The sequence below is a fragment of the Nocardioides fonticola genome (assembly GCF_039536805.1).
GTDB lineage: Bacteria > Actinomycetota > Actinomycetes > Propionibacteriales > Nocardioidaceae > Nocardioides > Nocardioides fonticola.
Genome location: NZ_BAAAZH010000017.1, coordinates 17,223 through 44,063 on the forward strand (window position 1 = coordinate 17,223; position 26,841 = coordinate 44,063).

Genomic DNA, 26,841 nt, shown 5'->3' on the forward strand with positions numbered 1-26,841 from the left:
GCTCCGGGGGCCCGGCCCGCGATTGCCGGAGCCCCTCAGCTGAGGGCGAACTCCCGCACCGGCTCGGCGCCGTCCCACTGGAGGTGGACGTCACGCACGAGGGCGTGGACGACGCCGAACTCGCCCTGCTCGCCGAGGTCGGAGACCTCCAGGCAGGTGCTGTCGAGCCGCGTCGCGTCGAAGTAGACGAAGCGGGCCGAGCCGGCGATCTGCCCGACCGTGTCGGGACGGCGTTCGGCCTGCTCGGCGGCCGCGAGCGTCGCGTCGTAGGTGGTGCTCCACGCCGAGACGTGCTGGAGACCGGGGCCGCGCTCGTCGAGGAAGTGGCGATAGGGCGAGGGCGCGGCGTTGTGCTGCTGGATCAGTTCGATCTGGAGGTCGCCGAGGTTGCCCAGGGCGATGCTGAGATCGGGGTCGGACTCCCGGCCCAGGTGCAGGAAGTGGCTGAGCGGCAGGTGCCGGATCACGAAGAACGGGCCGGCGCCGAGGCTGACCCAGCGGGCGACGGCGTCGTCGAGGTCGTCGACGACGTACCCGTTCTGCCGCACGCCGCCGGCGGCCAGCAGCCGGCTCATCGGGCGCCCGTGGCGTCGAGCACGGGCACCTCGGGCAGCTCGACGAGCAGCGGCATCAGCTTCTCGCGGGCCTCCTCGAGGGTGATGAACTCCTCGGCGGGGATCTGCCAGGTGCGCCGGGCGACCAGGTGCTCGAAGACGTGCTCGCCGATCATGCGGCCGCGCTCGTCGTAGGGCCAGATCATCGACATGCGGCGCTGGACGATGAAGCAGCCGTCGGGATCGACGCCGGCCGCGGGCTCGGCGGCGAGGATCTGCGCGCCGGTCGTGTAGGTGTGGAAGATCGATTCCGAGGCGAAGCCCCAGTCGGCGACCATGAGCTTCTCGTCGGTGACGACCATGACGGTGGCCTCGGTGTCCTGCAGCGACTGGTAGAAGCCGAGCACCTGCTCGAGGCCGTCGAGCTCGAGGCTCACCTCGGCGCTGTTGACCCAGTAGACCGGGTGCTCGACGGTCATGTCGGGCTCGAAGATGCGCTCCTTGTAGCCGCAGATCTCATAGATCGCGTGGTTGCGGTAGTTGGTGAGGATCCGCCGGTGCAGCGGGTCGTCGAGGCCGGCGATGACGGCGTCGAGGTTGCGGGTCTGGGTGGTGATGTCGAGCTTCGGCACGGGACCGTCCTCGGGTCGGGCGGGCGCACGGCGCCGCACACGGGTATGGCGCCGATCACACTAGGGACGATTCCGTACCGCGCGGTATGTCTCCGTTCGGAGGGGTGCGGGTGCCCAGGTCAGAGGTCGGCGTGGCCGCTGTGATCGTCGGCGTCGCTCCCCAGCAGCCCGAGGCGGTGGGCGGCGTGGATCGCCTCGGCCCGGTTGCCGACCTCGAGCTTGCGCAGGGTGGCCTGCCAGTAGGTCTTGACGGTGTTGGCGCTCAGCCCGAGGTCGTGGGCGATGGCGGCGTTCGTGCCGCCGGCCGCCACGCGGCGCAGGATCTGGAGTTCGCGGCGGGTGAGGGCGGGCGTCGTGGCGGGCTCGGGGGACGGCTCGCCGGACGGCGTCCGGCCGCGCACCGCCGTGCGGCTGCGGTCGACGAGCATCGCCGCCGAGGTCAGCAGGGTGCGCACCTCGACGTCGGCGATGCCGTGCCGCAGCCGTTCGAGACGCCCGCCGATCTCGCCGAGCGCGGCCGCGACCTCGTCGCCGGGGGCGACCAGTCCGCCGAGGTCGCGCGAGGTCAGTCGCACCAGCCGGTCGGTGGCGCGGTCGGTGACCGCGCCGCTGCGCAGGCCGACGGTGAGCACCCCCCGGCGTCCGGCGACCTCCAGCGGCACCGCCACCATCTGGCGCACCCGCTCGGCGGCGACCTGGAAGTCGAAGGCGTGGGCGATGCCGGTGTCGTTGAAGTAGTCGGTGACCGAGGCCGGACGCCGCAGCAGCGCGACCTTGCCGGTCAGGCCCCAGCCGGCCGGCACCCGCAGCCCCTGGAGGGTGTCGGTGAGCTGGCCGCGCACATGCGCCAGGGTCAGCGCACCCCGGTCGGGGAGCGCGACCCAGGCCACGGCGTCTCCGCCGGCCGCCTCGACGGCGTCGGTCAGCAACGACTCGACCTGCGTCGGCGCCGGTTCGCCCATGGCTCCTCCTCGCCACCGATGGTACGGACGCCGGGTCGCCGGGAGCACCCGATCAGGCGGATCGTGGTGCGTAGGTCGGCCCGCGAGCGCCCTCACCCTCAGCCGAGGACGACCACCAGGACGACCGCGGTGATGCTGCCGGCCACCAGCACCGTGAGGCCGACGATCAGGGCGACGGCACGGGCGGGGAGGCGGCGCTCGCCGTGGTGGAGGAACTGCGGCATGTCAGTAGGCGCTGGCGTTGACGGGTGCGGAGATCGTGCCGCTCGCGCTCTTCTCGGCGTCCCGGTAGTCGACCTCGAGACAGAGCTCGTCGCCGACCTCGGTGACGGTGACCTCGCCGGACCCCTCGGTGGCCTGGTTCGCCATCCCGGCATCGCCGAGGAGGACGACGGAGAAGGTGAGGGTGTCGGGCTCGGTGGTGTACGGAACCGTGGTTCCCGCGGCGATCGGCTCGGCGTCGCTGAGCGACCCGAGCGGCGTGAGGTAGACCGTGGCCTGGTGCGACCCTGCGGGCGGCATGACGGTGGCGGTGGTGATGTCGGCGGTCGGGATCTCGTAGTCGCCGACGTAGACGGTGAACGCGCCGCCGTCGGCGAGTTCGACGGCCTGGGCCTCGTCGAGGTCGACCGAGGTGCCGTCGGGGTAGGTGACGGTGAGCGCCGTGGTGCAGCCCGATGCCGCAGCGTCGTCCGCACCGGAGGAGTCGGCGTCGGCGTCGGACTCCGATCCGCCGCAGCCGGCGAGGAGCGCGGAGCCGAGCAGGAGCGAGGCGGGGAGGGCGCGGCGCGGCGCGCGGGGGAACCGCGGTGCGGACAGGGCGATGGTCACGGGAGCTCCTGGGGGGAGGTAGGGAGGGATGCAGGGGAGGTGGGATCTGATCCGGCGACCCGCAGGATGACGTCGGCCGCAGCGGCGGCGCCGTCGACGCCTGCATAGGCCCGGGCCATCGCAGCGGCGGCGGTGCGATGGGACGGATCCTCCAGCAGCCGGCGCGCAGCGTCGACCACCGTCGTCGTGCCGGCACGACGCGGGCCGACCCGCAGGGCCGCGCCGCGTCGCTGCGCCAGAACGACATTGGCGTCCTGCTCGGGCTGGAGAGGGATGCCGAGGAGGGGGACGCCGGCGGTCATCGCGGCCTGGACGGTGCCCTGACCTCCCGCGCCGACGAGCAGGGACGCCCGGGGCACGACCCGATGGTGCGGCAGGATCGGCGCGACCATGAGGTCCGGCCCGGCGAGGGCGTCGAGGGCGTCGGCGTCGGGGCCGCAGGCCGAGACCAGGAGGGGTCGCCGGAGTTCGCGCAGTCGGTCGACCACGGCGCCCACCTGCGCGGCCGGGGTCGAGGTCATCGCGACGTAGACCGGCTCCTTGTCGAGGAAGCGGTCGACCTCGTCGGGGATCGGGAGGTCGAGCTGTGCGAACAGCGGCCCGCCGTACGCGAGCCGGGCGCCCTCGCGATAGGACGCGGGGTGCTGCGGCCTCCAGGCGTCGATCTCCTCACGGGAGAACCCGAACATCTCCGGAACGTCCATCACGAGGGAGACGTCGCCCATCAGGAGCGCCGGGAAGCTCGGCACCTCCTCGACGCCGTACTCGGCGCACACCTGGTTGATCGCGTTCAGGTGGATGCGCAGGTGGGGCATCCGACGGTTCAGGGCACGGGTCGCGATCGGCTTCGGGAGCAGCCGCAGGACCGGCGACGGCAGCGCGGAGGGCAGCGGAACGAGATCGTTCTCGAACAGCGGGGGCAGCATCGAGCCGGCGTGCTCCGCGATCAGGGGGATGCCGGCGACGCGCGAGCTGATCAGGGCGCTCAGCGTCCACCCGGTCACCAGCACCGACGCCCCCACCCGCTCGATGAGCGCCAGCTCGCGCCGCACCTGCTCGCGCAGCTCCTCGACGCTCCACATGTCCTGCGGCGCCCCGCGCATGCCCGGGACGCTGGCGACCAGGCGGCGCTGCCGCTCGAGGTCGATGCTGCCCATCCTGATCAGGTCGACCCCGGCATCGTCGTAGACCGTGGCGAAGGAGCCGCCGTGGGTGGCGGAGACGACGTCGGCACCACGCCCCTGCAGCCGCTGGTGGATCGCCAACATGCGGGAGGACTCCGAGAGGAAGCAGCCCTGGGGGAGCAGCAGGATCATACATGTAATATGTTACCTATATGACGACCCCGTCAAGCGCCCGTCCGCCCGGCAGCCTCCCGAGCGATCCGCCCGACCTCGACCCGGCGGTCCGCGCCTTCCGCCTCGTCCTCGCTGCGGGCCACCACCTCCGGGGAGCGATGGACGCCCACCTGCGCGCCAGCGGGATCACCACCCAGCAGGCCGCCGTGATGTCGATCCTCGAGGCCGCCGAACGCCCCCTCCCCCTCGGGGAGGTCGCCTCCGCCCTGGGCACCTCGCATCAGAACGCCCGCCAGATCGTCGATGCCCTGGCCCGCAAGGGATTCGTCGAGGTGGGTCTCGACGACGCCGACCGACGACGACGCCTTCTCTCCCTCAGCGAGCAGGCCCGCGCCTTCTGGGCCGGGCGCTCCGTCGACGACACCGCGGTCGTGACAGCCTGGTTCGCGGTCCTCGACGGGGACGAACGCCGACAGTTGGCCGACCTCCTCGCCCGACTCATCGGCGAGGGGTCGGCCCTGTCCGGCCATGAGGAAGAGGCCGCGCCGCGATGATCACGCGGGCCTGATCACGCGGGCCTGATCACGCGGGCCTGATCACGCAGCCCGGGGCGGCGGGTGCGTGCGTCGCCCGTCCAGCGTCGGGCTCGGCGATGCGACGGCTCGGGGTGGCGGCGTCCACACAGGTCTCCCGGTGTCGGGATCGATGCGGACCCGCCAGGGTGAGTGGTGCACGAGGCGGTGGTGATGACGGCACAGCATCACCAGATTCGCCAACGACGTCGCGCCGCCGTCGGCCCAGTGCTGCACATGGTGGGCGTCGCAGGCGGTCGACAACCGCGTGCATCCAGGGAAGGCGCAGTGGTGGTCGCGGAGCAGGAGCGCGTTCCAGAGGGCCGGGGTGACCAGGCGGCTCGCTCGACCGACGTCGAGCACCTGCCCCTCGCTGCCCAGGACGGCGGGGAGGATCTCGGCGTCGCACGCCAGTCGCCGCAGCGCGGCCGCGGAGAGCGGGGTGCCGTCGAGGTAGCGGGCTGCGCCGACGCGCCGTACGAGGTCGTCGGCGTCGATGGTGACCATCACCCGCGGGCGGGCACCGTGGTCGCGCGGCAATCGGTCGGCATCGCGCACCAGCCCGCACACCTCGACCAACGCGTCCCACAACCGGGCACCGGCCTCCCGCGGGTCGCGGCCGGTGTGGTCGCACTCCGGGTCGGGGCACGGCACCCGTGGGTGGTCGCGCCGCTCGGCCAGGCTGCGGCCCTCCGCCTGCGGCTTGCCGCCGCAGGCGCCGGGCTCGGTGGTCACCGGGGCGGCAAGCGCATGGAGCACGGAGCGCAGACACTCGGCGTCCTCGACGGTGCCGTAGCCCTTGACCCGCATGCCGCCGAGGCCGTCGGGACTGAAGGAGAGGAAGCGGGCGCGGTGAGCGCCCCGCTCGGCCCGGTCGCGCTCCTGCTCAGCCGCCAGCGCCGCGCCCTGCGGATCGACGGCACGGACGACGTCGGCCACGGCGTGCTGGAGCTCGGTGGCGCCGGCCCCCTGATCGGCGAGCGCGAGGAGCTCGTCGGCGACCCGGGCGCGCAGCACGGGCTCGGCCGGGAGCGAGGCCACGGCGGCACCGACAGCACGCGCCTGGGTGCTCGAGAGCCGGCCCTGCGCGAGCGCGGCCTGCACCTGCGGCAGCTCACGGAGCTGCCGCGCGGTGCGCACCCAGGTGCTGCCCGAGCCGCGATGCCCGCCGGTCAGGTGGGTGAGCAGTTCCTTCGTGCCGGCCCACCCGGCCGCCCGCGCGGCTCCGGTCTCCTCGATCCGATCGGCGAGCGCGAACAGTGCCGCGTCGAGCAGACGCCGCGCCTCGCACAGCTGGTCGGCCGCGGTCAGCAACGGCTCGCCCTCGACGTCCTCCCACGTCGCCTGCGCCCAGCTCCGCGCCGCGTCGAGCAGGCCCGACGCCGCTGGAGCGGCAGAGGTGGCGGTGGGGTTCACCCGCTCAGTAGATCGAACACCAGTTCGATCTCGGCTCACCCTTTCGGGTCGCTTCGAGTCGGTCAGCCGACCTCTCCGTCAGCGCCTTCCGGCTCCGCTGCAACCACGTTCCGTGCTCGTCGAACAAGGAACCATCTCGTCCCTAGAACGACGAACACCGCGATCGCGGCGACCGGCCAGGCCCCGCGGTCCCGGAGGAAGTCAGGTAGCACCATCACGCCGTAGGCGAGGGCCAGAAGACCGACCGAGAGCCTCGCGAGAGTCCGCAGACGGCCGGACGTGGTGATCATCGTTCTCCCTGCGCAGTCGATGGGGTCGGTCGAGGTCGGCGAAGACCCCGACGTCCGGATCTCGGATGAATCGCCTCGCCCACTCGCCGTCGGCCACGACGAAACCTTGCACTGGGCGTGCGAAGGTTCGAACGCCCACCGAAAGTTTCGGCGGCCGACCGCTGAAGCTTCGGCGGTCGGCCGCCGAAGCTTTCGTCCTAGGAAGCAGCACATCCCGCCCGGAGACCCGGACGGGATGAGGAGCCTGGTGGAGCTGAGGGGATTCGAACCCCTGACCTTCTCGATGCGAACGAGACGCGCTACCAACTGCGCCACAGCCCCAGTGCGCCCTGCGGCGCGGTGAGAGGTTAGCACCCGGGGAACGGGCGCTCCGAATCGGCCCGGGCGGGTCGGGTCAGGAGCCGAGGGCGCGGCCGCCGTCGGCCTCGCGGCGGGCGCGGGCGGCGCGCGCGGCCTCCTCGGCCTCGCGGGCGAGGGAGGCGTCGGCCTCGGTGCGACCCGAGGTCCACACGCCGGTGGAGTCGAGGTCGATGCTGCCCACCGTGCGGCGGGCAGCCGGCGGCTTGGCGACGTAGGTCGGCAGGGTGACGGGCACCGGGTCCCACATGCCGGGGGCGGCGACGGGGCTCTCGACGGGTGCAACCGGCTCGGCGTCCTCGTCGAACACGACCGGGACGTCGGCGGTGAGGTCGGGGTCGTAGGCCGGCGCCTCGGCGGCCGGGACGACGGGCGCGGGACGCGGGGCGACCGTGCGGCCGATGCCGCGCTCGCGGCGCACCATGAGCCGACAGGCCACCAGCCAGGCCACCAGCAGGACGACGGGAATCGCGACGAAGCCGGGGTGGACGACCCGGCCGATCGCGAGTCCGGCGACGAGCAGGTTGAGCACGAGCAGGACGCCGAGCACGCGACGTCGCCGCTGGGCTGCGCGACGGGCGGCGGCACGACGCGCCTGCGGGGACGGCGTCCGCAGCGGGGCGGCGACCGGTGCGTCGACGGGGGCGGCAGGCGCCTCGGCGGCGGGCTCCGCGCCGACCTTCGGCTTCACGCTGACCGAGGACGACGAGGCGCTGCGACCGGGCTGGACGACGAGGCGGGCCCGACGGGAGTCGACGGGCTCGCGGCGAGCGAGCACGCGCATGCGGTGGGAGAAGCGGTCGACCGAGCGGCTGCTGGCGCCGTCCTCGTGGTACTTCAGCGCCTTGGGCACCAGATAGGCCGCCCAGGCGATCGCGAGGGCGACGAAGATCAGTGCGCTGAGGTCCACGCCCGCAGCCTAGGAGCGATAACCGATCGTGGGACGGATGTCTACCCGTGTGTCGCGAATTGCTGGTGGGACGAATGTGATAGCGCGATCACGGGGCCGGGGCGTCTCCCCCGCCGCGCAGCCGCTCGGCGATGCCGAACGGCACCTCCTCCTTGGTGATCGCGAAGAGCCGGTGGTCGCGCCAGGCGCCGTCGATGTGGAGGAACCGCGGGGCGTAGCCGATCTCGCGGATGCCGAGTTTCTCCACCACCCGCAGGGAATTGGAGTTCTCGGGCCTGATCGCGACCTCGATGCGATGCAGGCCCAGCTCGGTGAAGCAGTGGTCGATCACGAGCGCCACGGCGCGCGGCATCACACCCCGGCCGGCGAAGCGCCGATCGATCCAGTAGCCCACCGAGGCGAACTGCGCCGAGCCGCGGACGACGTTGTTGACCGTCACCTGCCCGGCGAACCGGCCGTCGACGTCGATGGCGAAGGGGTACGTGCGCCCCGCCTTCGCCTGGGCACGCAACCGCCGCACCAGTGCGCCGAACGTGGTGGGCCGGCTGTCGCCGCCGGGCGGCACGGTGGCGTCCCAGGGGGTCAGCCAGGCGAGGTTGTCCTGCCGCGCCTCACGCCACGCGCGGGCGTCGGAGGGACGCAGCGGCCGCACGACGACGTCGTCCGCGGAGCCCTCCCAGCGCAGGGTCGCCGGCCATCCCGGATCGCCCAGGACGCCGTGGCGCCCCCGGCGACCGCGGGGCGGGCGGGTGCTCAATGGTCGCTCCCGACGATCTGCTCGACGGCGTGCACGAGCACCGGCTCGAGGACGCCGAGCGCGTCCTTCACCCCGCCCCGGGAGCCGGGCAGGTTGACGATCAGGCACGAACCGGCGACGCCGGCGACCCCGCGGGAGAGCACGGCGGTCGGCACGCCCTTGGCCACGCCCGCCGCGCGGATCGCCTCGGCCAGGCCGGGCACCTCGCGGTCGAGCAGCGGCCGGGTGGCCTCGGGGGTGCGGTCGGTGGGCGTGAGGCCGGTGCCGCCCGTGGTGAGGACGACGCGGCAGCCGTCGGCGACGGCGTCCCGCAGCGCCTGCGCCACCGGCTCGCCGTCGGGCACGACGACAGGTGCCGGCACCGCGAATCCCCAGCGCTGCAGGGCCTCCACGATCAGCGGACCGGTCGTGTCGTCGTACACACCGGCCGCCGCGCGGTTCGACGCGACGACGACGCGCGCCGGCAGCCCGGTCACGAGTCGCGCACCCAGTCGCCCGAGCGTCCGCCGGACTTCGCCTCGACGCGCACGTCGGTGATGACCGCGCCCTTGTCGACGGCCTTGACCATGTCGATGACCGTCAGCGCGGCCACGCTGACGGCGGTGAGCGCCTCCATCTCAACCCCGGTGCGGTCGGAGGTGCGCACGGTGGCGGTGATCTCGACGGCGTCGTCGGCGACCACCAGGTCGACCTCGACACCGGAGACGGCGATCGGGTGGCACAGCGGCACCAGCGACGGCGTCTGCTTGGCGCCCATGATGCCGGCGATGCGGGCCACCGCGAGCGCGTCGCCCTTCGGCACCCCCTCGCCGCGCAGCAGCTCGACGACACGCGGCGAGACCAGCACCCGCCCGGACGCCGTGGCGCTGCGGGCGGTGACCGCCTTCTCCCCGACGTCGACCATGCGGGCCGCACCAGAGGCGTCGACGTGGGTGAGGTGGGTCTGCTCGCTCACCGGTGCTGCTCCAACGGGATGACCTCCACGCTGGCGCCGGCGGCGAGCTCGGTGGCGTCCTCGGGGACGACGATGAGCGCGTCGGCCTCGGCGAGGTAGCCGACCAGGTGCGAGCCGGGGCCGCCGACCGGGGAGACCGATCCGGTCTCGGGGTCGTAGGCGGCGCGCAGGAACTGGCGGCGGGCGGGCGGTGACGTGACGGCGTGGGTGAGGCGCGCGGTGACCCGGGCCTCGTCGGCGACCGGCAGCCCCATCATCTTGCGCAGCGCGGGCGCCACGAACAGCTGGAAGGAGAGGTAGCTGGAGACCGGGTTGCCGGGCAGGCAGAAGATCGGCACCCGTGCGCCGCCCGCGGCCTCGAGCAGGCCGAAGCCCTGCGGCTTGCCGGGCTGCATGGCCACCGGGCCGAACCAGACCCCGAGTTCGCGCAGCGCGGCCTTGACGATGTCGAAGTCGCCCATCGAGACCCCGCCGGAGGTGACGACGGCGTCGGCCCGACCGAGCTGGTCGCGCAGCGAGGCCAGGAACGCCTCGGGCTCGTCGGGCACCAGGCCGACCCGGTACGGCTGGGCGCCGAGGTCGCGGGCGGCCGCGGCCAGCAGGTAGGAGTTGGCGTCGTAGATCGAGTCGGGCGCCAGCGGCTGCCCGGGGTCGCGCAGCTCCGAGCCGGTCGAGATGATCACGACCCGCGGACGCGGTCGCACCCCGACCGTCGGGCGCCCGACGGCGGCCAGCAGCCCCAGGTGGCGGGCGGTGAGCTCGGTGCCGGCCTCGATGAGCAGATCGCCGCGGGCGACGTCCTCGCCGGCGGGCCGCACGTGCTGACCCGGCTCGGGAGCCCGGTCGACGCGCACCTGCTCGGCGCCGGCGTCGGTCCACTCGTAGGGGACGACGACGTCGGCGCCCGGCGGCACGGGCGCCCCGGTCATCACCTTCGCCGCGGTGCCGGGCTCGACGACGACCGAGCGCTCGCTGCCGGCGCCGATGGTCTCGAGCACCGGCAGGTGCACCGGCGACTCGGCGGTGGCGGTGACGACGTCGGCGTAGCGCACCGCGTAGCCGTCCATCGCGGAGTTGTCGAAGGAGGGCAGGTCGAGCTCGGAGCGCACCTCCGCGGCGACGACGAGTCCGAGCGCGTCGAGCAGCGGCACCTGGCAGGGCTCCAGCGGCTCGACGGCGTCCAGGATCTGCGCGAGGTGCTGCTCGACGGTGATGGGCGCGAGCGCCGCCTGCCCCAGCGGGTCGGGCAGCGGGTCAGGCATCGGCCTGCCCGGTGAGGACGGCGCCGGGTTCGAGGCGCTGGGCGGAGGTGGAGCTGAGCTCGACGTCGCCCTGCACGGCCACACCCTTGCCGAAGGTGTAGTCGCCCTTGACCACCAGCGAGGTGGCCTCCTTCAGAGACGGCGCGCCCTCGGGGAAGCGCTTGTCGAATTCGCCGACGAGCTTGTAGTGCTTGCCGTCGAGGTCGATGAACGGGATCACCGGCGCGGCCTGGTCGAGCACGAAGTCCGCACCGAGGTCGTAGACGTCGGAGCGCAGCACCAGCAGGTCGTTGGTGGTCTTCACCGGCACGAAGCGGTCGCGGCCGACCTCGATCAGGGTGGCGCCCTCGAAGACCTCGATCGCCGCACCCATCGCGGTCTCGATCTGCACGACCTCGGGGCTGGAGGAGTCGCCGGGGTCGACGGTCTTGACGTTGCGGATCAGCGGCAGGCCGAGGATGCCCTCGCGCTGGTCGAGGGTGGCCTGCATGGCCTCGAGGTCGAACCACAGGTTGTTGGTGGAGCAGAAGCGGTGCCGGTCGAGGTCGGCGAGCGCGGCGGCGTCCTCGGGCAGGGTCTGCGCGGTCTCGCGCAGCACGATGCGGCCGTCGGACTTGCGGCGCGCGAAGTGCCCGCCCTTGCGGTCGGACGGCGTGCGGCGCACGGCCTCGATCGCGAACGGCGCGCCGCTGGCGGCGAACCAGCCGGCCACCCGGGCGTCGGGGACGGCGCCGAGGTTGTCGGAGTTGGAGACGAAGACGTGGCGGTAGCCGGCCTCGAGGAGCTGCGTGATCAGGCCGCTGCCGCGCAGGGCGGTGTAGAGGTCGCCGTGGCCGGGCGGGCACCACTCGAGGTCGGGGTCGGCGGGCCAGCTGACCGGGGTGAGGTCGTCGAGGCGGAGCTTGGGCTCCTTGTTCTGGAGGAACTCCAGCGGCAGCCCCTCGACGGGCAGGTCGTCGTAACGGGCCAGCGCGGCCATGGTGTCCTCGCTGGTGCGGAAGCTGTTCATGAACAGCAGCGGCAGCGGGGCGTCGTACCGCTCGCGCAGGTGCAGCACCTGGCGGGCGATGATGTCGAGGAAGGACAGTCCGCGGCGCACGCACAGCAGCGACTTGGCGCGGTCCATGCCCATCGAGGTGCCGAGGCCGCCGTTGAGCTTGATGACGGCGGTGCGGCGGATCGCCTCGGCGGCCACGTCGTCGGGCACCTCGACGTCGGCGAGGGCGTCCATGCCGACGGGGTCGATGCTCGCCTCGGGGATCATGCCGGTCTCGCCGTGCTCGAGCAGCCGGTAGTAGTGCGCGAAGGTCTCGATCGCCACCGGGTCGAGGCCGGCGGCCTCCATCTTGGCGCGAGCCTGCTGCAGGCCAGGGGAACCCATGGAGCCCACCCTAGGCTGGTCGTGTGACCGCGTCGCAGTCGATGTCCAAACTCTCGCTCCGCGACCGCCTGGTCACCGCGCGCAACCGCACCTCGCTGGTCGAGCGGCAGGCCCTGGCCCACCGGCTGGCCGAGGTGCTGCTCGCGGCTCCCGAGGTGCGCCGGGCGGCCACGGTGGCCGCCTACGTGAGCCTGGGCAGCGAGCCCGGCACCGGTCCGCTGCTCCAGGCGCTGCGGGCGGCCGGCAAGCGGGTGATCCTGCCGGTGCTGCTGCCCGACAACGATCTCGACTGGGCCGTCCACACCGGCGACGCCGACCTGGCGCCGGCCCGCCGCGGACTGCTCGAGCCCGTCGGCCCCACCCTCGGCCCGGACGCCGTCGGCACCGCGGACGCCGTCCTCGTGCCGGGGCTGGCGGTCTCCTTGGACGGCGTCCGGTTGGGGCGCGGCGGCGGGTCCTACGACCGGGCGCTCGGTCGGGTGCCGGTGGGCACCTTCACCTGCGTGCTGCTGCACGACGACGAGGTCGGCCTCGACGTGCCGGTCGAGCCGCACGACCGCCGCGTGCTGGCCGCGGCCAGCCAGGCCGGCATCACCCGGCTGCGTCGGGGTCCGACGGTTCGAGGGTGAGGGTGTCCTCCCCCGCCGCCCGCACGGCGTCGGCGGTGAAGGGCCAGGCGAGCGTCTCGCCGCGTGCCCACAGGTCGGTCTGATCGTCGTAGTGCGCGGAGAACGCGTGCCCCGAGACGCCGGTGAGGTTGATCCAGCGCGAGTCGTCCCAGTCGCCGACCGAGACGACCATCCGCATGGACGGCGCGGTGGTGACCTCGTAGGGGTGGGTCTCCTCGGAGGAGGCGTCCCACGCGGCGGCGTCGACGGCCGAGGTGCCGCCCCCGACCCGCCAGGGCCCGCGGTTGACCAGCCACTCGATCGGCGCGATGCCCGATTCGCCCAGCGTCGGCGAGCGCAGGTCGAGGCGGTGCAGCCGGCCCCAGGTCCACTCCGAGACGTCGCGGGCCATCCGGCGGGTCAGCTCGTCGCGGGCGTCGAGGAGCGCCTGGCGCAGGATGTCGTCGCGGTGCTCGACGACGGTCGGGGTGTCGACGTCGTCCCACCACGCGTCGTCGGGACGCTGGAGCAGCGCGGTGACCACGGCGTACCAGCGCTGGCCGCCGTCGGGACGCACCTCGGAGGAGAGCTCGTCGTCGAAGGTGAGGGCGAGCAGGTTGCGCCACACGGCGTTGAAGTAGGCGGCCGCGGCGCTCTGCGGCCCGTCGGCCGGCTGGCTGAAGTCCCAGCTGGGCAGCAGGTGCGCGGCGGCCCGGTAGTAGCCGCGCGGCAGCTGCCGCACGAGGTCGAGCAGGTAGGGCGTGAGCACCGGACCCATCGGGTTGCGCGAGTCGAGCTGGACGCCGAGGAGGTCGTCGATCGACACCGTGCCGCCGTCGGCGAACCGGGTGGTGAGCAGATCGCGGATGCGCTGGGAGCGGTAGCCGCGGTCCCAGTCCGACGGGCTCGCCAGCCGGTACGGGTAGCCCGGCCCGATGACGGCCTGGTTGGCCGTGACCACGAACCCCTCGTCGGGGTCGAGCACCGAGGGCAGGCCGCTGAAGGGCACGTACTCCCCCGACCAGTCGTTCTCCGGGCGCCAGCCCGCCACCGGCGTGAGCCCGTCGTTGCCGGACTTGCGGATCGGGATGCGGCCCGGCGCCTGGTAGCCGATGTGCCCCTCGCGGTCGGCGTAGACGAGGTTCTGCGCGGGCACCGCGAATTCCGCGGCCGCGGCTCGGAAGGAGGTCCAGTCGGTGGCCAGGTCGAGGTCGAGGATGGCATCGGCGGTGGGCTGCGGGTCGAGGGCCGTCCACCGCAGCGCGACCGCGGCCTCCTCGCCGGGGCGCACGCCCTCGGCGACACCCGAACCGGTGGCCGCCGCCGCGAGGTCGTCGCCGAGCTCGGCGCCCACCTGGGCATCGACCTGCGCGCCGACGTCGGAGAGCAGCGGGCCGTGGCGCGTCGAACGCACGGTGAGGACGACGTCGTCCCCGTCGTGGACCTTGATCACCTCGCGGCGCTCGCGCAGCGGCTGCCGGCGCCCGGCGTAGACGTAGGTGTCGCCCTGCACGCGCTCGACGAAGAGGTCGGTGACGTCGGGGCCGAGGTTGGTGAAGCCCCACGCGATGTCGTTGTTGTGCCCGATGACCACACCGGGCAGACCGGAGAAGGTGAAGCCGGCGACGTCGAGCGGGCAGGCGGAGCTGAGCACCCGGCAGTGCAGACCCATCTGCATCCAGATGCCCGGCATGCCCACGCCCAGGTGCGGGTCGTTGGCGAGCAGCGGCTCACCGGTCGCCGAGTGAGCGCCGTCGACGACCCAGCTGTTGGAGCCGATGCCGTCGCCGCGGCCGAGCCAGGCGGGCATCGCGGCGACCGTGCGCCCGACGCGACGCAGCGCGTCGACCTGGCCCGCGGTGAACGGCGGCCGGGTCGGGTTGCGGGTGACGCCGCTGGGGGCGTCCTGGTCGAAGACGCCGTCCACGACCGCGCCCTGGCCCACGATCGGGGCGTGGTCGCCGTAGGGGTAGTCCGGGAAGAGCGCGTCGGCGCGCTCGGCGCCGACGTCGGCGGTGCTGATCGCCCGGTCGATCTCGTCCTGCATGTTGCCGCGCAGGTCCCAGGCCATCGCCTTGAGCCAGGCCAGCGAGTCGACCGGCGTCCAGTCCTCGGGGGTGTAGTCGAGCCCGCCGGCGCGCAGGACGACGTACTCCAGCGAGATCTCGCTGAGGCTGTGGGTGTGCAGGTAGGCGTTCACCCCGGCGCTGTAGGCCTCGAGGAACGCACGCGTCTCGGGCTTGATGAGGCCGAGCTCCTGCTCGGCGACCCGGCGCCAGCCCATCGTGCGCACCACGGCATCGCTCTCGACGGCGTCGGCGCCGAACATCTCGGCCAGCCGTCCGGCGGTGGCGTGCCGGCGCACGTCCATCTCGAAGAAGCGCTCCTGCGCGTGCACGTAGCCCTGCGCGCGGGCGATGTCGGCGAGGGAGTCGCCGTAGATCTGGGGGATGCCGGCGCCGTCGCGCACCACCTCGACCCGGCCCTCCAGCCCGGGGATCGCGATCGTGCCGGTGGTCTGCGGGAACGATCGGCGCACCACCACGACCCCGGCGGCGGTGGCGGCGAGCAGCACGAGGACGACGGCGAGCGAGACCCACACGGTCCACCTCATCGGGCGGGGCAGCTCGGCGAACCCGCGCCGCAGCTCGGCGATCCGGCGGCGCCGGGGCGTCGCGGGTGGCGTGGGGTCCGGCTCGAGGGTCGCTGAGGCCATGGTCCGGTCATTGTGCCGCCGGGTGGCCCCCTGTCCTAGAATTGGCAGTCGAGGCGTTCGAGTGCCAACGCCGCGCCGGCCCCGTGCCGGCGCGCGAGGGCTCGGCCGCCGTCCGCGATCGAACCGCAGAACTCCTCCGAGGAACCTGATGCCGACCTACCAGTACGCCTGCACCGAGTGCGGGCACGCCTTCGAGCAGTTCCAGAGCTTCTCCGACGACGCCCTCACCGAGTGCCCCGAGTGCTCGGGCCGCCTGCGCAAGCTGTTCAACGCGGTCGGCGTCGTCTTCAAGGGCAGCGGCTTCTACCGCACCGACTCCCGCTCGGGCTCCGGCGCGGGTTCCAGCTCGGGCTCCGGCTCGACCTCCGGCTCCAGCGACTCCTCCTCCACCACCACGCCCGCGGCCTCCAGCACCCCGACCCCGGCCGCAAGCCCGAGCACCTCGGGCTCCTCGAGCACCGCGGGGAGCTCCACCTCCTGATCGGTGCGGCACCGCTCGGTGGTTGAGGTGCGAGCGAAGCGAGCCTCGAAACCCCCGCACCCGAACACCCACCGGTGATTGAGGTGCGAGCGAAGCGAGCCCTGCCGGTGGTTGAGGTGCGAGCGAAGCGAGCCTCGAAACCCCGCACCCGAACACCCACCGGTACCGCACGGCGTCCGACCCACCGGGTGTTCTGCGGCCCTCGCCCAGGGGCTCGGGCACCTCGACGATCGGTGCCGGCCTGACCCCTGTGGAGGAGCCCGGCACGGTGCCCCGATGCCGACCTAGCGTGCGGCCATGGCCTCCTTCCCGACGATCAGCGCGGGCTGGCATCGCGCCCGGCTCGCCGTGCTGCGCCGCCGCCGTCCGCTCGCCGCGCTCTGTGCGGGCGTGGCGCTCGCCGCCACCCTCCAGACGGTGCGGGCCGAACCGCCGCCCGCGGTGCCGGTGCGGGTCGCGGCCCACGACCTCGCGGCCGGCACCCGCATCGGTGCCGGCGACCTGCGGGTGGTCGACTACGCACCCGGCAGCGTGCCCGACGACGTGGTCGCCGATCCGGTCGGGCAGGTGCTCGCCGGCGGCCTGCGCGCCGGCACTCCGATCACCGGGGCCGCGATCGTCGGGCCCGCTCTGGCCGATCCCGGGGCGGGCAGCGTGGCCGTGCCGGTGCGGCTGCCCGACGCCGGGCTCGCCGCACTGCTGCGGGTGGGCGACGTCGTCGACCTGATGGCCACCGACCCCCAGGCCGGCACGACCATGCCCGTCGCATCCGGGGTGCGGGTGCTGGCGCTGCCGGCGGCCGATCCCGAGCTCGTCGCCGGCGGCTCGGTCGCCGGCCCCGGCGGGGCGGCCGTCGTCCTCGGGGTGCCGGCGGCGCTCGCCGACGATGTGACCGACGCCGCCAGCCGACTCTTCCTCAGCTACGTGTGGGCTGGCTAGGTTGCGGGGACGTACCTGCCGTCCCACGTCACGACACCCCAGGGGGAACCCATGCTCGGCGGATTCAAGAACTTCCTGCTGCGAGGCAACCTCGTCGACCTCGCCATCGCGGTCATCATCGGTACCGCCTTCGGCAAGGTCATCGCCTCCTTCACCGCCTGGTTGACCGCGCAGCTGCCGGCGACCAGCGAGACCTTCGAGGGCGCCAAGGAAGGCAGCGGCGCGTACTTCGCCAACGACGTGATCTCCTTCGTGATCCTCGCGGCGGTCGTCTACTTCTTCGTCGTCGTGCCCTACACCCGGGTCAAGGAGCGCTACTTCCCGAGCGCGCCTCCGGGAACCCCCGAGGACATCCAGCTGCTGCGCGAGATCCGCGACCTGCTCCAGGCGCAGAAGCAGGCCTGAGCGAACCGCGGTCGGCGACCGCTAGATCTTCCCGTGGTGCGGCGGCACCTGGTCCTTCAACCAGGTGTCGCCGTCGCGCTTGCGGGCCTCGGCAGGGTCGCGCTCGTCGGAGGTCGTCTCCGGCATCGTGTCGCCGAAGATCTCGGCCAGCCGACGCCGCCTCTTCCACTCCGGCTCGGGCTGGGCCTGGGGCTGGGGCTGGGGCTGTGCCGCGGCCCGCTCGTCGTCCGCCGCGGTCATGCGCACAGGCCCGCGTCGCGGAGCTCGGCGGCCTTCGCCGCATCGGTCTTCGTGCCGTTGCCGTTGGGGACGTTCGCGGCGCTGATGGCGTCGGAGTTGAGACGGCGGGCCAACGGCTCGTCGTTCTTCAGCCGCGACCACACGGTGGCGGCGTCGGGGGTCCACACGAGGTGGTTGGGGTTCTGCGGGTCGACGGTGTTGGGGATCGTCAGGAAGCGGATGTTGTCCAGGCCGATGCCGGCGAACTCCGAGCCGAGCCTGGCGATCTTCACCAGGTTGCCCAGGCCGCTGTCGAGGGTGAGCGACTTCGTGGCGGCGTCGAGGAAGGACAGGATGCGGTCGGGTCGGCTGAGCGTGCCGGCGGAGACGACGGCGTGGGCCATCGAGGCCACGAACGCCTGCTGGCGCTTCATGCGGCCGATGTCGGAGCCGCCGCTGACGGCGTACCGCTCGCGCACGTAGTTGAGCGCCTGCTGGCCGCGCAGCTTGCGGGTGCCGGCGGGCAGGTAGATGCCGTGGGCGCGGTCGTCGATGGTCTCGGGGATGCAGACCTGCACGCCGCCGACGGCGTCCACCATCCCGCGGAAGCCCTCGAAGTCGACGACGACGAAGTGGTCGAGGCGGATGCCGGTGAGCCGCTGGAACTGCTGCACCGTGCAGGCCGGCCCGCCGAGCGCGTAGGCGGCGTTCCACATCTGGTACGTCGCGGCCGGGATGATCGAGCCGTCGTCGGCCTTGCACGCGGGGCGGTCGACCATCGAGTCGCGCGGGATGCTGACGCCGTAGGCGCGGGTGCGGTCGGCGGAGACGTGGAAGAAGATCGTGGTGTCGGAGCGGGCGCCGCCGCCGGTGAGGCCGTCGATGTTGTTGCCGGCGCCGTCGCGGGTGTCCGAGCCCATGACGAGCAGGTTGATCGGCTGCTTGGGACCCTCGACCTCGACCTTGTCGGGCTGCTCGCCGACGATGCGGTCGGAGAGGTCGAGCACGGTCAGGTTGCTGCTGAGGTGGCGGTAGAGGTACGCCCCGGACAGCCCGGTGACCATCGTCAGCACGATCAGCGTGACCATCAGCGCCGTCCCGATGCGGCGCCGCCGCGGCGGCTTCGCCCGCCGCTTGCCCGGGGTCGACGACGGCGTCAGCGGCACGTCGTCGGTGGAGGTCACCCGATCATTGTGCGAGCGGGGCGGGAGCGGAGCCAAAACGGTCCCGGTCCGGGTGCGGGCACTCCTCGATCGCGAGCGGTCGAGGTGCGAGCGAAGCGAGCCGTCCCGGTGGTCGAGGTGCGAGCGAAGCGAGCCGCGAGACCCCCGCACCCGAACACCCACCGGTACCGCACGCCGATTGCCTCACCGGGTCTCGCGGCTCGTCGCCAACGCTCCTCGCACCTCGACCACCGACAGCGATCACTCCTCGATCGCGAGCGCCCCCGTCGGACAGGCGGCCACCGCGACCTGGATGCGGGCCCGCTCGGAGTCCGGGGGGTTCGGGTCGTGGATCTCCAGTGCGCCGTCGTCCCCGATCTCGAAGACGTCGGGGGCGAACGACTCGCACATGCCCGAGGAGCAGCAGCGGGAGGCGTCGAAGGTGAGGCGCATGGCGGTCACCGGCCTTCGGGGGTGAAGGTCACCGGCATCGAGGAGACGGTGTGGAAGAACGTGCCGTGGCCGTAGACGGTCTCGCCGCTGACGGCGATGTCGGGCAGTCGCGTGAGGAGTTCGCGGAAGGTCGCGGCGAGCTGACGGCGCGCGAGCTGGTTGCCCAGACAGTGGTGGATGCCGCCGCCGCCGAAGGAGATGTGCTTGTTCGGGGTGCGGCCGAGGTCAAGGCGCTCGGGGTGCTCGAAGACGTCGGTGTCCCAGTTGGCCGAGGCGTAGAACATGATCACCTTGTCGCCGGCGGTGATCCGCTGCCCGCCGAGCTCGCAGTCGCGGGCCGCGGTGCGGCGGAAGGTCATGATCGGCGTCGCCCAGCGCACGATCTCCTCGACAGCCGGGGCCAGGCGCCCGGCGAGGTCCTCCATCAGCCAGGCGCGCTGCTCGGGGAAGTCGGTGAGCGCCTTCATGCCGTGCGCGGTGCTCTGCCGGGTGGTGTCGTTGCCGGCCACCATGAGCAGGGCGAAGAAGGAGGAGATGTCGGCGTCGGTGAGGCGCTCGCCGTCGATCTCGGCCTGCACGAGAGCGGAGACGAGGTCGTCGCCGGGGTGGGCACGACGCTCGGCGATGATCTCGCCGGCGATCACCTGGAAGCGGGTGAGCGATTCGAAGAGGACGGCGATCGTCTCGTCGGGGTCGCCGCCGGGCAGGTCGCGGTAGGTGGCGATGAGCTCCGAGGTCTCGGCCAGGGTCAGCCGGTGGTGCTCGGGCACATCCATCATGTCGAAGATGTTGTGCATCGGGACGAGCATCGCGACCTCGCGCACGAAGTCGACCTCGCCCTTGGCGGCGATGTCGTCGACGATGCGCCGGGCGTTGGCCTCGATGCGGTCCTCGATGCGCGCCATCTGCTTGGGCGTGAACGCCGAGACCAGCAGCCGACGGATCTTGGTGTGGTCGGGCGGGTCCATGGCGATGAACCCCTGGGCGGCGTCCAGCAGCTCCTTGGGCACCGAGTCGAAGACGATGCCCTCGCCGGAGAGGAAGTCGTCGTGGCGGCGGGTGACCTCGACGAGGTCGGCGTGCCGGACGACGGCCCAGAAGCCCTGGTCATTCGGGTCGTCGATGAGGCGGCCCTCGACCGGCGGGTGCCAGGAGATCGGACGCGCGGCCCGCAGCTCGGCGAAGGTGCGCTCGCGCTCGGCGGCGGTCGAGGACCAGAAGGCCAGCGAGGAGAGGTCGGCCGGGTCGTAGGGGCGCTCGGCTCGCCCGGACGCCTCGGGTGTGGCGGGTGTGGCAGGTGCGGCGGCTGCGGGTTCGACGACGGTGTCCATGGTGGCCTCCGGTGGCGGCATCGGGTGACGTGCGTCTCACGCTCGGACAAAAATAGAAAAATGTCAACGATGGGCGACGGAACCGTCGAAGCTGTCTGGCCTACCCTGATGCCCGTGAAGACCGTGGCCGACGTCCGCGACCGGGCGCGGGCCGGCGTGCGCGACGTCGTCCTCGACGCCGCCCGCGAGGTCACCCTCGACCAGGGCTGGCGAGCTGTGCGGATCGGCGCCCTGGCCACCCAGGTCGGGCTCAGCCGCCAGTCGGTGCACCTCGTCTTCGGCACCAAGGCCCAGCTCGGCAGCGACCTCGTGCACCGCGAGATCGACCAGCTGCTCACCGGCATCGGCGCGGCCCTCGACGCCCACCCCGGCGACCCGCTCGCCTGCATCCGCGAAGCGGCCACCGTCACCCTGACCTCGATGGCCGAGAACCCGCTGCTCCAGATCATCATCAGCGGCGGCGGAGACGAGGACCTCCTGGCCCTGCTGACCTCGCGCGGCGACTGGATCCTGCGCCAGGCCACCGAGCTGCTGCACACCTGGGCGGCCCGCGAACTCCCCGACGTCGAGCCGGCCCGCATCGAGTCGATGGCCGAGCCCGTCGTCCGCCTCTGCCTGAGCCACGGCGTCACCCCGACCCAGCCCATCCCCGATGCCGTCGACAGCCTCGTGCGCATCTCCTGCCTGCTGATCGGCCTGCCCGACCCCGGACCGTGACCGGTCCTCGCCGCGACGACAGGACGGGACCGGGCCACCTGTCGCGCAGCCCGGTCCCGCCCCCAGCGAGCGGATCTCAGCTCATCGCCGGTGGACCCGGATCGTCACGGCCTTGACGCCGGCCATCGTCGTCGCGTTGCCGAGGTACTCGACGACGAGCCCGTGTCGGCCGACCGCGAGGTGTCGCGGCAGCTTCAGCGTCAGACGTCCGTCCGCGAGTCGGCCAGCCGCGATCGAGCGACCGTCGATGCTCGCCGTCACCCGCCCGGATGCCGGCACGTCGTCCGCGGAGACCGTGACGACCACGGAGGCACGACGATCCCGGACGATGCGCGGCACCGCGACCGTGACGACCGGCGTGGCCTTGCTCGGCGCCTGGTCGGTCACCGCCACCCCCTGGTAGCGGGACGTGCCGTCGGCGTCCCGGCTGAACTGGGAGAAGGTCTCGTCCCAGATCCGCCAGCTCTCCTCGTTGATGTAGGCGTGGCCCATGCCGGCGATCGTCGTGCTGACCACCATCGGCACCCGCCCGTTGAAGAAGGTGCGCGTCGTGAACTTCCCGGAGCGATAGACCTGCGGCGCGTCCTCCGTGCCGTCGGCGGCCTTGAAGAAGTCCGCGGTCTTGCGCTGGTAGCTCGCGGCATCGTCGTAGTTCGGGTAGATCGAGTTGGCGGCGTCGGCCGAACCCCCGTAGAAGGCCACCGGCATGCGATCGACCATCGTCGACGCGAAATCGGCCAACGGCTTGGTCGAGGTGTCGTGGATGGACGACGTCGGCGCGATGGCGGCGAAGAAGTCCGACCCGAAGACGCCTGCGGTGATGGTCATGCCGCCGCCGTTGGAGTGGCCGGTGACGTAACGCCGGGAGGCGTCGACCGCATAGGTCTGGTCGATGGAGTCGCTGATCGACCGGAAGAAGTCGACGTCGCTGTAGGTCGGCACGGCCGGATCGCCGGTGACGAGCCAGTCCTGGTCCTTCGTGATGGCGTTCCAGTTGTTGGTCGGGTACCGCGAGTCGGCGTAGTCGCGCGGGTACGCCGTCGGGAACACCGCGATGAAGCCGCGGGCCTCGGCGACCTCGTCCCAGTCGGTGTGCTCGAGGATGATCTCGCCGTTGCACTGCCGCCCGTGCAGCACGTACACGACCGGCACCGGCGTGTCCGGGTGCTGCCGCACCGATGTCGGGACGTACTGGATCCACTGGCGCATCCGGCCGTCGACGAGCTTCTTCTCCACCGAGTAGCCGGGCGCGGTGAGGTCGACGGTGCGCTTGAGGATGCCGCCCGGCTCGCCCAGGAAGCGGCGGACGCCGTGCAGGAAGTCGGGGAAGACCTCGTCGGCGTGCTGGTCGAGCCAGGTCTCATCGACGCCCTCGCTGAGCCAGACCTGCGCGACCGCCTCGGTGTTGCGAGGGTTCTCGTCCGGGCGCAGCCGGGACTGGTAGGCGACGGCCCCGAGCGCGTTGACGCTGGGCGACGACGCGACGTTGGCCGCCTCCTTCCAGAAGTCGACCTGCGCGTCCTGCGCCTGGCCGTGCGAGATCATCCAGACCGGCATGGCGATCCGTGCCCGCATCAGGTCGGGGAAGGCTGCCGAGACCGGTGTCGTCCGAGCGCGGTCGCGCGCGGAGGCCGGCACGTCCGCGGCGTCGAAGGTCGCGATGCCGGCCCAGTTGATGGGCGCGAGCATCCCGGCCATCTGGGCCATCGCCCCACCGCTCCCGTACCCGACCGCGTAGATCTTGCTCTCGTGGACCGCGTACATCTCGTTCTTCGCCGACATCGCCGAGCGCACGGCGTTGACGAAGGCCATGTCGCTGGTGTCGTCGCTGCTGAGGTCCCACGTGCCGTCGGGCGCAGCGAGCACGGCGACCACCGTCTTGTTCGCTTCCGCGATCGCCTTCCAGTGCTCGTCCTCGATGAGCGTGGGCGCGTCGACGCCGTCGCCGGCCAGCACGATGATGCCGGTGGCCGACAGCTGGAAGCCGTTCGGGATGTAGAGGTGGTAGCCGAAGGTCTGCTGGGTTCCGGCGTAGGTCGCGGTGATCGACTTCTGCCACAGCTTCCCGTCGAACTGGCCGCGGTAGGGGTCCAGCGGGTCCACGCGGTCGTAGAGCGCGGGGCGCACCCAGACCGTGCCCTGATCGGGCTGGGCGCGGCCGGCCGCCGAACTCGTGGGAGCTCCCAGGCCCCAGGTGCCGAGGGCGCATGCGGTGGCGAGGGCCAGACCCACTCCACGTCGCATGCGGGTTCCGATCATCATCTGTGACTCCTTCACGTCTCCGCCGGGGCTGGGGGAACCCGGTCGGGTGTGATGGTCGACACAGCAGCGTTCAAGGGTCAATGATCCTGAAACAACGCACCCCCAGGGGGCTTTCAAAGCCTCGATGAGTCAAAGAAGGTCCAGCATGCCGTCAGACCCCGGAGCACGATCCCGCTCGCGGTCGCTCGTCCTCGCCGTGGTCGAGGACCACGGACCGCTCACGCGGTCGGAGATCGTCCGTCGCACCGGTCTCGCACGCGCCACCGTCGCTCGGGCGATCGCCGACCTGAGGGGCTCGGGGCGACTGCTCGAGGACGACGCTGCCGGCGAGATCGAGGGTCGCGGGCGCCGTCCCGGCCTCCTGCACGCCTCACCGGACACGAGGGTCGCGGTCGGCATCGATCTCGGCCATCGACACCTCACCGCCGCGCTGGGCACCCTCCGCGGCGACGTCATCGCCGAGGAGCGGCGCGAGGTCCCCGAGGACGACCACCCGGGCTCGCTCTCCGGCAGCCTTCCCGACCTGCTGCGCTCCCTCCTCGATCGTGCCGGGCGGGCAGCGGACGACGTCGTCGGCACCGTGCTCGGCGTCCCGGCTCCGATCATGGACGGTCGCGTCGTCGACGATCAGATCCTGCCGCTGTGGCGCGGCATCGACGTCCCTGCCCTCCTCGGCACCGCCGTCGGGGGTCCGGTCGCCGTGGAGAACGACGCCAACCTGGGGGTCTGGGGCGAGGTCCGCGGCGTGCGACCGTCCCTGCGCGACGTCATCTACGTCAAAGTGAGCTCGGGTATCGGCGCCGGCATCGTGAGCGGAGGGGTGCTCCTGCGCGGCGACCGCGGGCGAGCCGGTGAGATCGGGCACCTCTCGCTCCGGACCGACGGACGGGTCTGCCGCTGCGGCAACCGCGGCTGCCTGGAGACGGTCTCGTCGGTGCCGTCGATGGTCCGCGATCTGGCCCAGGCGCACGCGGAGGTCGGCACCGCCGAGGACCTGCGGCGTCTGCTCCACGCGGGCGATCCGCCCGCCCGTCGCGTGGTCCGCGATGCCGGCGAGGCCGTGGGCCAGGCGCTCGCCGGGCCGGTCAGCCTGCTCTCGCCACGGGCCGTGGTCGTCGGGGGTGGGGTCGTCGACGTCGGCGACGACTTCCTGGACGGACTGGAGATCGGGCTCTCCCGCTTCGTCCGGCAGGAGTTCCGATCGGGCCTGGATCTGCGTCACGCATCCTTCGGCGACCGCAACGAGATCATCGGTGCGCTCTGGGCCGCTATCGGCCTGCGGACGTCGACCCTGATCGGGCAGCGAGGGGACGCCGATGCCGTCATCGCATGAATCGTCCTCGACCGTCTCCCTCCAGCGCCGCCAGGAACTCGGCCGCTTCCTGCGCGCAGCCAGGGCGCGGGTCCGACCCGACCGTGCGGACGCGGACGCGCAGGGCGACGGCGAGCGCCGCCGCACCGGCGGCCTGCGACAGGACGAGATCGCGGCCCGTGCGGGCATCAGCCGGACGTACTACGCACGACTGGAGCAGGGGCGCCTGGACCGGGTGTCGCCGCAGGTCCTCGGAGCTCTCGCGCGGGCCCTCGATCTCGATCAGGCCGAGCAGACCTTCCTCAGCCGCATCCTCCTCGACACAACGCTCGCCTCCCAGGACGACCCCGGTGGACTGCGCTCCTCGGTTCGATCGCTCGTCGCCGACAGCCGACCCTCACCCGCGTTCGTGCTCGGCCGCGGGATGCGCTTCCTCACCCTCAACACCCTCGCCTGTCGGCTGATGTTCGACGTCGACGAGCTTCCGGCCCGCACCGACAACCTGGCCGTGTGGACCTTCCGGGCACCGGCGGCGCGTCGCCTCTACCTCGACTGGGACGCCGTGGCCGCCGACGTCGCGGCCATCCTCCGGATGGATCTGGCCACCGAGACGCCGCCCGATCGCGCTGCCGCGGACGTCGTCGCCGAGTTGCGATCGACCAGCGCGGACTTCCGGCACATCTGGGCGCGAGGGGAGGTGTCGGAGTGCAGCCATGGCACGAAGCGGTTCGCGCACCCGCGGGTGGGCGAGATGGAGCTCCACTACGAGGCGTTCGGCGTGCCGGCGCGGGTGGACCAGAAGCTGATCGTCTACCGGGCCGAACCGGGCTCGATCTCCGAGGACCGACTCACCGCTCTGGAGGAGCGAGCCTCGCGTTAGGCTCGGCCCGGCCGCGCGACCTCCGCACCGGCCCCGCCCCAGTAGCTCAGTGGATAGAGCAGCCGCCTCCTAAGCGAAAGGTCGCCAGTTCGACTCTGGCCTGGGGCACATGGCCTCCCGCTCCGCGCGTACCCCCGCCGAGACCCTCGCCGCCCGGCTGCTCGACGCCCAGGTGCGCCACCACGTCGAGCGGCTGACGGGGGACGACGCCGCGGCCGAGATCGCCGCCCTGGCGCACGACCTGCTGGCCACCGCCGAGCGGCACCCGATCGCCGACGTGCTGGACGCCGAGGCGATCGCCGACATCGTCGCCCGCGCGCTGCGCGACGTGCCGCCGAGCGCAGCGGTGAGCGGCATCGTGGAGATGGCCCTCGACCTGGTGGTCGCCGGCCCCGAACGTCCGCATCCGCTCGGCGCGCTCGTCGACCGCGACCAGGTGGAGCGGCTGATCGACGAGACCCTGGCGCTGCATCCGCTGCTCGAGCAGCGCCTCGACCGGCTCGCCGATGCGCCGTCCGTCGGCGTGGTCGCCTCCCGCTTCATGGGGCGCATCGTCGGCGAGGTGATCGAGGCCAACAAGGCGGTGGCCGGCAAGGTGCCCGGCCTCGGGTCGCTGGTGAACCTGGGCACGGGTGCCGCCACCAAGCTCGTCGGCGCCGCCGACAAGCAGCTCGACGGCCTGCTCGGCGACGCTGTCGGCAAGGGCGGCAGCCTCGCGGTCAAGCGCCTCAACCGCATCCTGCTGGAGACCCTGCGCGACCCCGCCACCCGCGAGGCCCTGCTCCAGGTCTGGGACCTCGCCGCCGCCGGCACCGTCGACGGCGTCTCGGACGCCGCGGCCCGCGAGCACCTCGGCGGGCTGGTCGACGCTGTCCACGAGATCGTCGTGACCACCGCCGGCACCGAGGAGGTCGCCTCCCTCGGGCGGGCCGTGGTGGCCGCGTTCCTCGACCGGTTCGGCGGCTACACGGCCGCCGAACTGCTCGAGCAGCTCGACCTGGGCCGCGAGGACCTCGTGGCGGACGCCGTCCGGCTGGCGCCTCCGGTGCTGACCGCGCTGCGCGACTCCGGCGATCTCGAGCGTCTGCTGCGGGCGCGCCTGGAGCCCTTCTACGCCTCGGCCGAGGTGCTCGACCTGCTCGCCGGCACCGATTGATCGCCCTGCCTACGCTCTGCGC

29 protein-coding genes and 2 tRNA genes are annotated in these 26,841 nt (G+C 72.7%); 10 read left to right on the forward strand and 21 right to left on the reverse strand.

The window, feature by feature from the left end; translation table 11 throughout:
- Nucleotides 1-35: 35 nt before the first annotated feature.
- The 6 genes from ABD671_RS12375 to ABD671_RS12400 all read right to left on the reverse strand — a co-directional run bounded on the left by ABD671_RS12375 (nucleotide 36) and on the right by ABD671_RS12400 (nucleotide 4,295).
- Nucleotides 36-575: a VOC family protein gene (locus ABD671_RS12375; RefSeq protein WP_344733688.1), complete on the reverse strand. Its 540-nt coding sequence runs from the start codon at nucleotides 573-575 to the stop codon at nucleotides 36-38.
- Entirely contained in the window at nucleotides 572-1,186 is a 615-nt protein-coding gene (locus ABD671_RS12380; RefSeq protein WP_344733689.1) for a hypothetical protein, read from the reverse strand. Before ABD671_RS12380 ends, ABD671_RS12375 begins: the two co-directional genes overlap by 4 nt.
- Before the next feature lie 119 nt (nucleotides 1,187-1,305).
- Nucleotides 1,306-2,148, reverse strand: coding sequence for a helix-turn-helix transcriptional regulator (locus ABD671_RS12385; RefSeq protein ID WP_344733690.1), 843 nt, complete (start codon nucleotides 2,146-2,148; stop codon nucleotides 1,306-1,308).
- 98 nt (nucleotides 2,149-2,246) lie between these two features.
- Nucleotides 2,247-2,372, reverse strand: a complete 126-nt coding sequence (locus ABD671_RS12390) for a hypothetical protein (RefSeq protein ID WP_344733691.1) — start codon at nucleotides 2,370-2,372, stop codon at nucleotides 2,247-2,249.
- A gap of 1 nt (nucleotide 2,373) precedes the next feature.
- Nucleotides 2,374-2,979 carry a hypothetical protein gene (locus ABD671_RS12395; protein WP_344733692.1) on the reverse strand — a complete coding sequence of 202 codons (606 nt, stop codon included), beginning with the start codon at nucleotides 2,977-2,979 and terminating at the stop codon, nucleotides 2,374-2,376.
- Nucleotides 2,976-4,295, reverse strand: a complete 1,320-nt coding sequence (locus tag ABD671_RS12400; RefSeq protein ID WP_344733693.1) for a glycosyltransferase — start codon at nucleotides 4,293-4,295, stop codon at nucleotides 2,976-2,978. Before ABD671_RS12400 ends, ABD671_RS12395 begins: the two co-directional genes overlap by 4 nt.
- Before the next feature lie 20 nt (nucleotides 4,296-4,315).
- Here ABD671_RS12400 and ABD671_RS12405 point away from each other — a divergent pair, with 20 nt between their 5' ends.
- Complete coding sequence (locus ABD671_RS12405; protein ID WP_344733694.1) at nucleotides 4,316-4,831, forward strand: MarR family winged helix-turn-helix transcriptional regulator; 516 nt, start codon at nucleotides 4,316-4,318, stop codon at nucleotides 4,829-4,831.
- Nucleotides 4,832-4,873: 42 nt separating this feature from the next.
- Here ABD671_RS12405 and ABD671_RS12410 read toward each other — a convergent pair whose 3' ends face one another.
- The 9 genes from ABD671_RS12410 to ABD671_RS12450 all read right to left on the reverse strand — a co-directional run bounded on the left by ABD671_RS12410 (nucleotide 4,874) and on the right by ABD671_RS12450 (nucleotide 12,177).
- The gene (locus ABD671_RS12410) at nucleotides 4,874-6,265 is read right to left on the reverse strand and encodes an HNH endonuclease signature motif containing protein (RefSeq protein ID WP_344733695.1); all 1,392 of its coding nucleotides are present in this window, start codon (nucleotides 6,263-6,265) and stop codon (nucleotides 4,874-4,876) included.
- A gap of 62 nt (nucleotides 6,266-6,327) precedes the next feature.
- Nucleotides 6,328-6,555, reverse strand: coding sequence for a hypothetical protein (locus tag ABD671_RS12415; RefSeq protein WP_344733696.1), 228 nt, complete (start codon nucleotides 6,553-6,555; stop codon nucleotides 6,328-6,330).
- A gap of 245 nt (nucleotides 6,556-6,800) precedes the next feature.
- Nucleotides 6,801-6,876, reverse strand: a tRNA-Ala gene (locus tag ABD671_RS12420).
- 73 nt (nucleotides 6,877-6,949) lie between these two features.
- Nucleotides 6,950-7,822, reverse strand: a complete 873-nt coding sequence (gene sepX, locus ABD671_RS12425; protein ID WP_344733697.1) for a divisome protein SepX/GlpR — start codon at nucleotides 7,820-7,822, stop codon at nucleotides 6,950-6,952.
- Nucleotides 7,823-7,910: 88 nt separating this feature from the next.
- Nucleotides 7,911-8,579: a GNAT family N-acetyltransferase gene (locus tag ABD671_RS12430; protein WP_344733698.1), complete on the reverse strand. Its 669-nt coding sequence runs from the start codon at nucleotides 8,577-8,579 to the stop codon at nucleotides 7,911-7,913.
- A complete protein-coding gene (locus ABD671_RS12435) occupies nucleotides 8,576-9,046 on the reverse strand; it encodes a MogA/MoaB family molybdenum cofactor biosynthesis protein (RefSeq protein ID WP_344733903.1) in 471 nt (156 codons plus the stop codon). Before ABD671_RS12435 ends, ABD671_RS12430 begins: the two co-directional genes overlap by 4 nt.
- Before the next feature lie 5 nt (nucleotides 9,047-9,051).
- Nucleotides 9,052-9,534: a cyclic pyranopterin monophosphate synthase MoaC gene (gene moaC / locus ABD671_RS12440; protein ID WP_344733699.1), complete on the reverse strand. Its 483-nt coding sequence runs from the start codon at nucleotides 9,532-9,534 to the stop codon at nucleotides 9,052-9,054.
- Nucleotides 9,531-10,796: a molybdotransferase-like divisome protein Glp gene (gene glp, locus ABD671_RS12445; protein WP_344733700.1), complete on the reverse strand. Its 1,266-nt coding sequence runs from the start codon at nucleotides 10,794-10,796 to the stop codon at nucleotides 9,531-9,533. The genes moaC and glp overlap by 4 nt, the downstream gene beginning before the upstream one ends.
- Nucleotides 10,789-12,177 carry a UTP--glucose-1-phosphate uridylyltransferase gene (locus ABD671_RS12450; RefSeq protein ID WP_344733701.1) on the reverse strand — a complete coding sequence of 463 codons (1,389 nt, stop codon included), beginning with the start codon at nucleotides 12,175-12,177 and terminating at the stop codon, nucleotides 10,789-10,791. The genes glp and ABD671_RS12450 overlap by 8 nt, the downstream gene beginning before the upstream one ends.
- Nucleotides 12,178-12,200: 23 nt before the next feature.
- Between ABD671_RS12450 and ABD671_RS12455 the strand changes: the two genes are divergently transcribed.
- The gene (locus tag ABD671_RS12455; protein WP_344733702.1) at nucleotides 12,201-12,806 is read left to right on the forward strand and encodes a 5-formyltetrahydrofolate cyclo-ligase; all 606 of its coding nucleotides are present in this window, start codon (nucleotides 12,201-12,203) and stop codon (nucleotides 12,804-12,806) included.
- Here the strand turns inward: ABD671_RS12455 and ABD671_RS12460 are convergent.
- Entirely contained in the window at nucleotides 12,769-15,501 is a 2,733-nt protein-coding gene (locus ABD671_RS12460) for a penicillin acylase family protein (RefSeq protein WP_344733703.1), read from the reverse strand. The genes ABD671_RS12455 and ABD671_RS12460 overlap by 38 nt on opposite strands.
- Before the next feature lie 148 nt (nucleotides 15,502-15,649).
- On the opposite strand from ABD671_RS12460, the gene ABD671_RS12465 reads away from it, so the two are divergent.
- The 3 genes from ABD671_RS12465 (at nucleotide 15,650) to ABD671_RS12475 (ending at nucleotide 17,326) form a co-directional block, all read left to right on the forward strand.
- Nucleotides 15,650-15,982, forward strand: coding sequence for an FmdB family zinc ribbon protein (locus ABD671_RS12465; RefSeq protein ID WP_344733704.1), 333 nt, complete (start codon nucleotides 15,650-15,652; stop codon nucleotides 15,980-15,982).
- A gap of 297 nt (nucleotides 15,983-16,279) precedes the next feature.
- On the forward strand, nucleotides 16,280-16,921 hold the full coding sequence (locus ABD671_RS12470; RefSeq protein ID WP_344733705.1) for an SAF domain-containing protein: 642 nt from the start codon (nucleotides 16,280-16,282) through the stop codon (nucleotides 16,919-16,921).
- A 51-nt stretch (nucleotides 16,922-16,972) separates the two neighbouring features.
- Nucleotides 16,973-17,326 carry a large conductance mechanosensitive channel protein MscL gene (locus tag ABD671_RS12475; RefSeq protein ID WP_344733706.1) on the forward strand — a complete coding sequence of 118 codons (354 nt, stop codon included), beginning with the start codon at nucleotides 16,973-16,975 and terminating at the stop codon, nucleotides 17,324-17,326.
- Between the two features lie 21 nt (nucleotides 17,327-17,347).
- Here the strand turns inward: ABD671_RS12475 and ABD671_RS12480 are convergent, their stop codons facing one another.
- From ABD671_RS12480 to ABD671_RS12495, 4 genes are all read right to left on the reverse strand, one after another.
- Nucleotides 17,348-17,566, reverse strand: coding sequence for a hypothetical protein (locus ABD671_RS12480; protein WP_344733707.1), 219 nt, complete (start codon nucleotides 17,564-17,566; stop codon nucleotides 17,348-17,350).
- Nucleotides 17,563-18,729, reverse strand: a complete 1,167-nt coding sequence (locus ABD671_RS12485; protein WP_344733708.1) for an LCP family protein — start codon at nucleotides 18,727-18,729, stop codon at nucleotides 17,563-17,565. The genes ABD671_RS12480 and ABD671_RS12485 overlap by 4 nt, the downstream gene beginning before the upstream one ends.
- A 240-nt stretch (nucleotides 18,730-18,969) precedes the next feature.
- Nucleotides 18,970-19,161, reverse strand: coding sequence for a ferredoxin (locus ABD671_RS12490; RefSeq protein ID WP_344733904.1), 192 nt, complete (start codon nucleotides 19,159-19,161; stop codon nucleotides 18,970-18,972).
- Nucleotides 19,162-19,166: 5 nt separating this feature from the next.
- On the reverse strand, nucleotides 19,167-20,492 hold the full coding sequence (locus ABD671_RS12495) for a cytochrome P450 (RefSeq protein WP_344733710.1): 1,326 nt from the start codon (nucleotides 20,490-20,492) through the stop codon (nucleotides 19,167-19,169).
- A 114-nt stretch (nucleotides 20,493-20,606) separates the two neighbouring features.
- Between ABD671_RS12495 and ABD671_RS12500 the strand changes: the two genes are divergently transcribed.
- Nucleotides 20,607-21,209, forward strand: coding sequence for a TetR/AcrR family transcriptional regulator (locus ABD671_RS12500; protein ID WP_344733711.1), 603 nt, complete (start codon nucleotides 20,607-20,609; stop codon nucleotides 21,207-21,209).
- Nucleotides 21,210-21,290: 81 nt separating this feature from the next.
- On the opposite strand, the gene ABD671_RS12505 is transcribed toward ABD671_RS12500, so the two are convergent.
- Nucleotides 21,291-23,471, reverse strand: a complete 2,181-nt coding sequence (locus ABD671_RS12505) for an alpha/beta hydrolase-fold protein (RefSeq protein WP_344733712.1) — start codon at nucleotides 23,469-23,471, stop codon at nucleotides 21,291-21,293.
- A 145-nt stretch (nucleotides 23,472-23,616) separates the two neighbouring features.
- Between ABD671_RS12505 and ABD671_RS12510 the strand changes: the two genes are divergently transcribed.
- The 4 genes from ABD671_RS12510 (at nucleotide 23,617) to ABD671_RS12525 (ending at nucleotide 26,819) form a co-directional block, all read left to right on the forward strand.
- Nucleotides 23,617-24,804 carry an ROK family transcriptional regulator gene (locus ABD671_RS12510; protein WP_344733713.1) on the forward strand — a complete coding sequence of 396 codons (1,188 nt, stop codon included), beginning with the start codon at nucleotides 23,617-23,619 and terminating at the stop codon, nucleotides 24,802-24,804.
- Entirely contained in the window at nucleotides 24,788-25,663 is an 876-nt protein-coding gene (locus ABD671_RS12515; protein ID WP_344733714.1) for a helix-turn-helix transcriptional regulator, read from the forward strand. Before ABD671_RS12510 ends, ABD671_RS12515 begins: the two co-directional genes overlap by 17 nt.
- Before the next feature lie 35 nt (nucleotides 25,664-25,698).
- Nucleotides 25,699-25,771: transfer RNA gene (locus ABD671_RS12520), tRNA-Arg, on the forward strand.
- 1 nt (nucleotide 25,772) lies between these two features.
- Entirely contained in the window at nucleotides 25,773-26,819 is a 1,047-nt protein-coding gene (locus tag ABD671_RS12525) for a hypothetical protein (RefSeq protein ID WP_344733715.1), read from the forward strand.
- Nucleotides 26,820-26,841 lie beyond the last annotated feature (22 nt).

Coding starts and splice junctions, on each gene's coding strand:
- ABD671_RS12375 (WP_344733688.1), bottom strand. CDS start 575: ATGAGCCGGCTGCTGGCCGCCGGCGGCGTGCGGCAGAACGGGTACGTC.
- ABD671_RS12385 (WP_344733690.1), bottom strand. CDS start 2,148: ATGGGCGAACCGGCGCCGACGCAGGTCGAGTCGTTGCTGACCGACGCC.
- ABD671_RS12390 (WP_344733691.1), bottom strand. CDS start 2,372: ATGCCGCAGTTCCTCCACCACGGCGAGCGCCGCCTCCCCGCCCGTGCC.
- ABD671_RS12400 (WP_344733693.1), bottom strand. CDS start 4,295: ATGATCCTGCTGCTCCCCCAGGGCTGCTTCCTCTCGGAGTCCTCCCGC.
- ABD671_RS12405 (WP_344733694.1), top strand. CDS start 4,316: ATGACGACCCCGTCAAGCGCCCGTCCGCCCGGCAGCCTCCCGAGCGAT.
- ABD671_RS12415 (WP_344733696.1), bottom strand. CDS start 6,555: ATGATCACCACGTCCGGCCGTCTGCGGACTCTCGCGAGGCTCTCGGTC.
- glp (WP_344733700.1), bottom strand. CDS start 10,796: ATGCCTGACCCGCTGCCCGACCCGCTGGGGCAGGCGGCGCTCGCGCCC.
- ABD671_RS12450 (WP_344733701.1), bottom strand. CDS start 12,177: ATGGGTTCCCCTGGCCTGCAGCAGGCTCGCGCCAAGATGGAGGCCGCC.
- ABD671_RS12460 (WP_344733703.1), bottom strand. CDS start 15,501: ATGGCCTCAGCGACCCTCGAGCCGGACCCCACGCCACCCGCGACGCCC.
- ABD671_RS12465 (WP_344733704.1), top strand. CDS start 15,650: ATGCCGACCTACCAGTACGCCTGCACCGAGTGCGGGCACGCCTTCGAG.
- ABD671_RS12470 (WP_344733705.1), top strand. CDS start 16,280: ATGGCCTCCTTCCCGACGATCAGCGCGGGCTGGCATCGCGCCCGGCTC.
- ABD671_RS12475 (WP_344733706.1), top strand. CDS start 16,973: ATGCTCGGCGGATTCAAGAACTTCCTGCTGCGAGGCAACCTCGTCGAC.
- ABD671_RS12480 (WP_344733707.1), bottom strand. CDS start 17,566: ATGACCGCGGCGGACGACGAGCGGGCCGCGGCACAGCCCCAGCCCCAG.
- ABD671_RS12490 (WP_344733904.1), bottom strand. CDS start 19,161: ATGCGCCTCACCTTCGACGCCTCCCGCTGCTGCTCCTCGGGCATGTGC.
- ABD671_RS12495 (WP_344733710.1), bottom strand. CDS start 20,492: ATGGACACCGTCGTCGAACCCGCAGCCGCCGCACCTGCCACACCCGCC.
- ABD671_RS12505 (WP_344733712.1), bottom strand. CDS start 23,471: ATGATGATCGGAACCCGCATGCGACGTGGAGTGGGTCTGGCCCTCGCC.
- ABD671_RS12510 (WP_344733713.1), top strand. CDS start 23,617: ATGCCGTCAGACCCCGGAGCACGATCCCGCTCGCGGTCGCTCGTCCTC.
- ABD671_RS12515 (WP_344733714.1), top strand. CDS start 24,788: ATGCCGTCATCGCATGAATCGTCCTCGACCGTCTCCCTCCAGCGCCGC.
- ABD671_RS12525 (WP_344733715.1), top strand. CDS start 25,773: ATGGCCTCCCGCTCCGCGCGTACCCCCGCCGAGACCCTCGCCGCCCGG.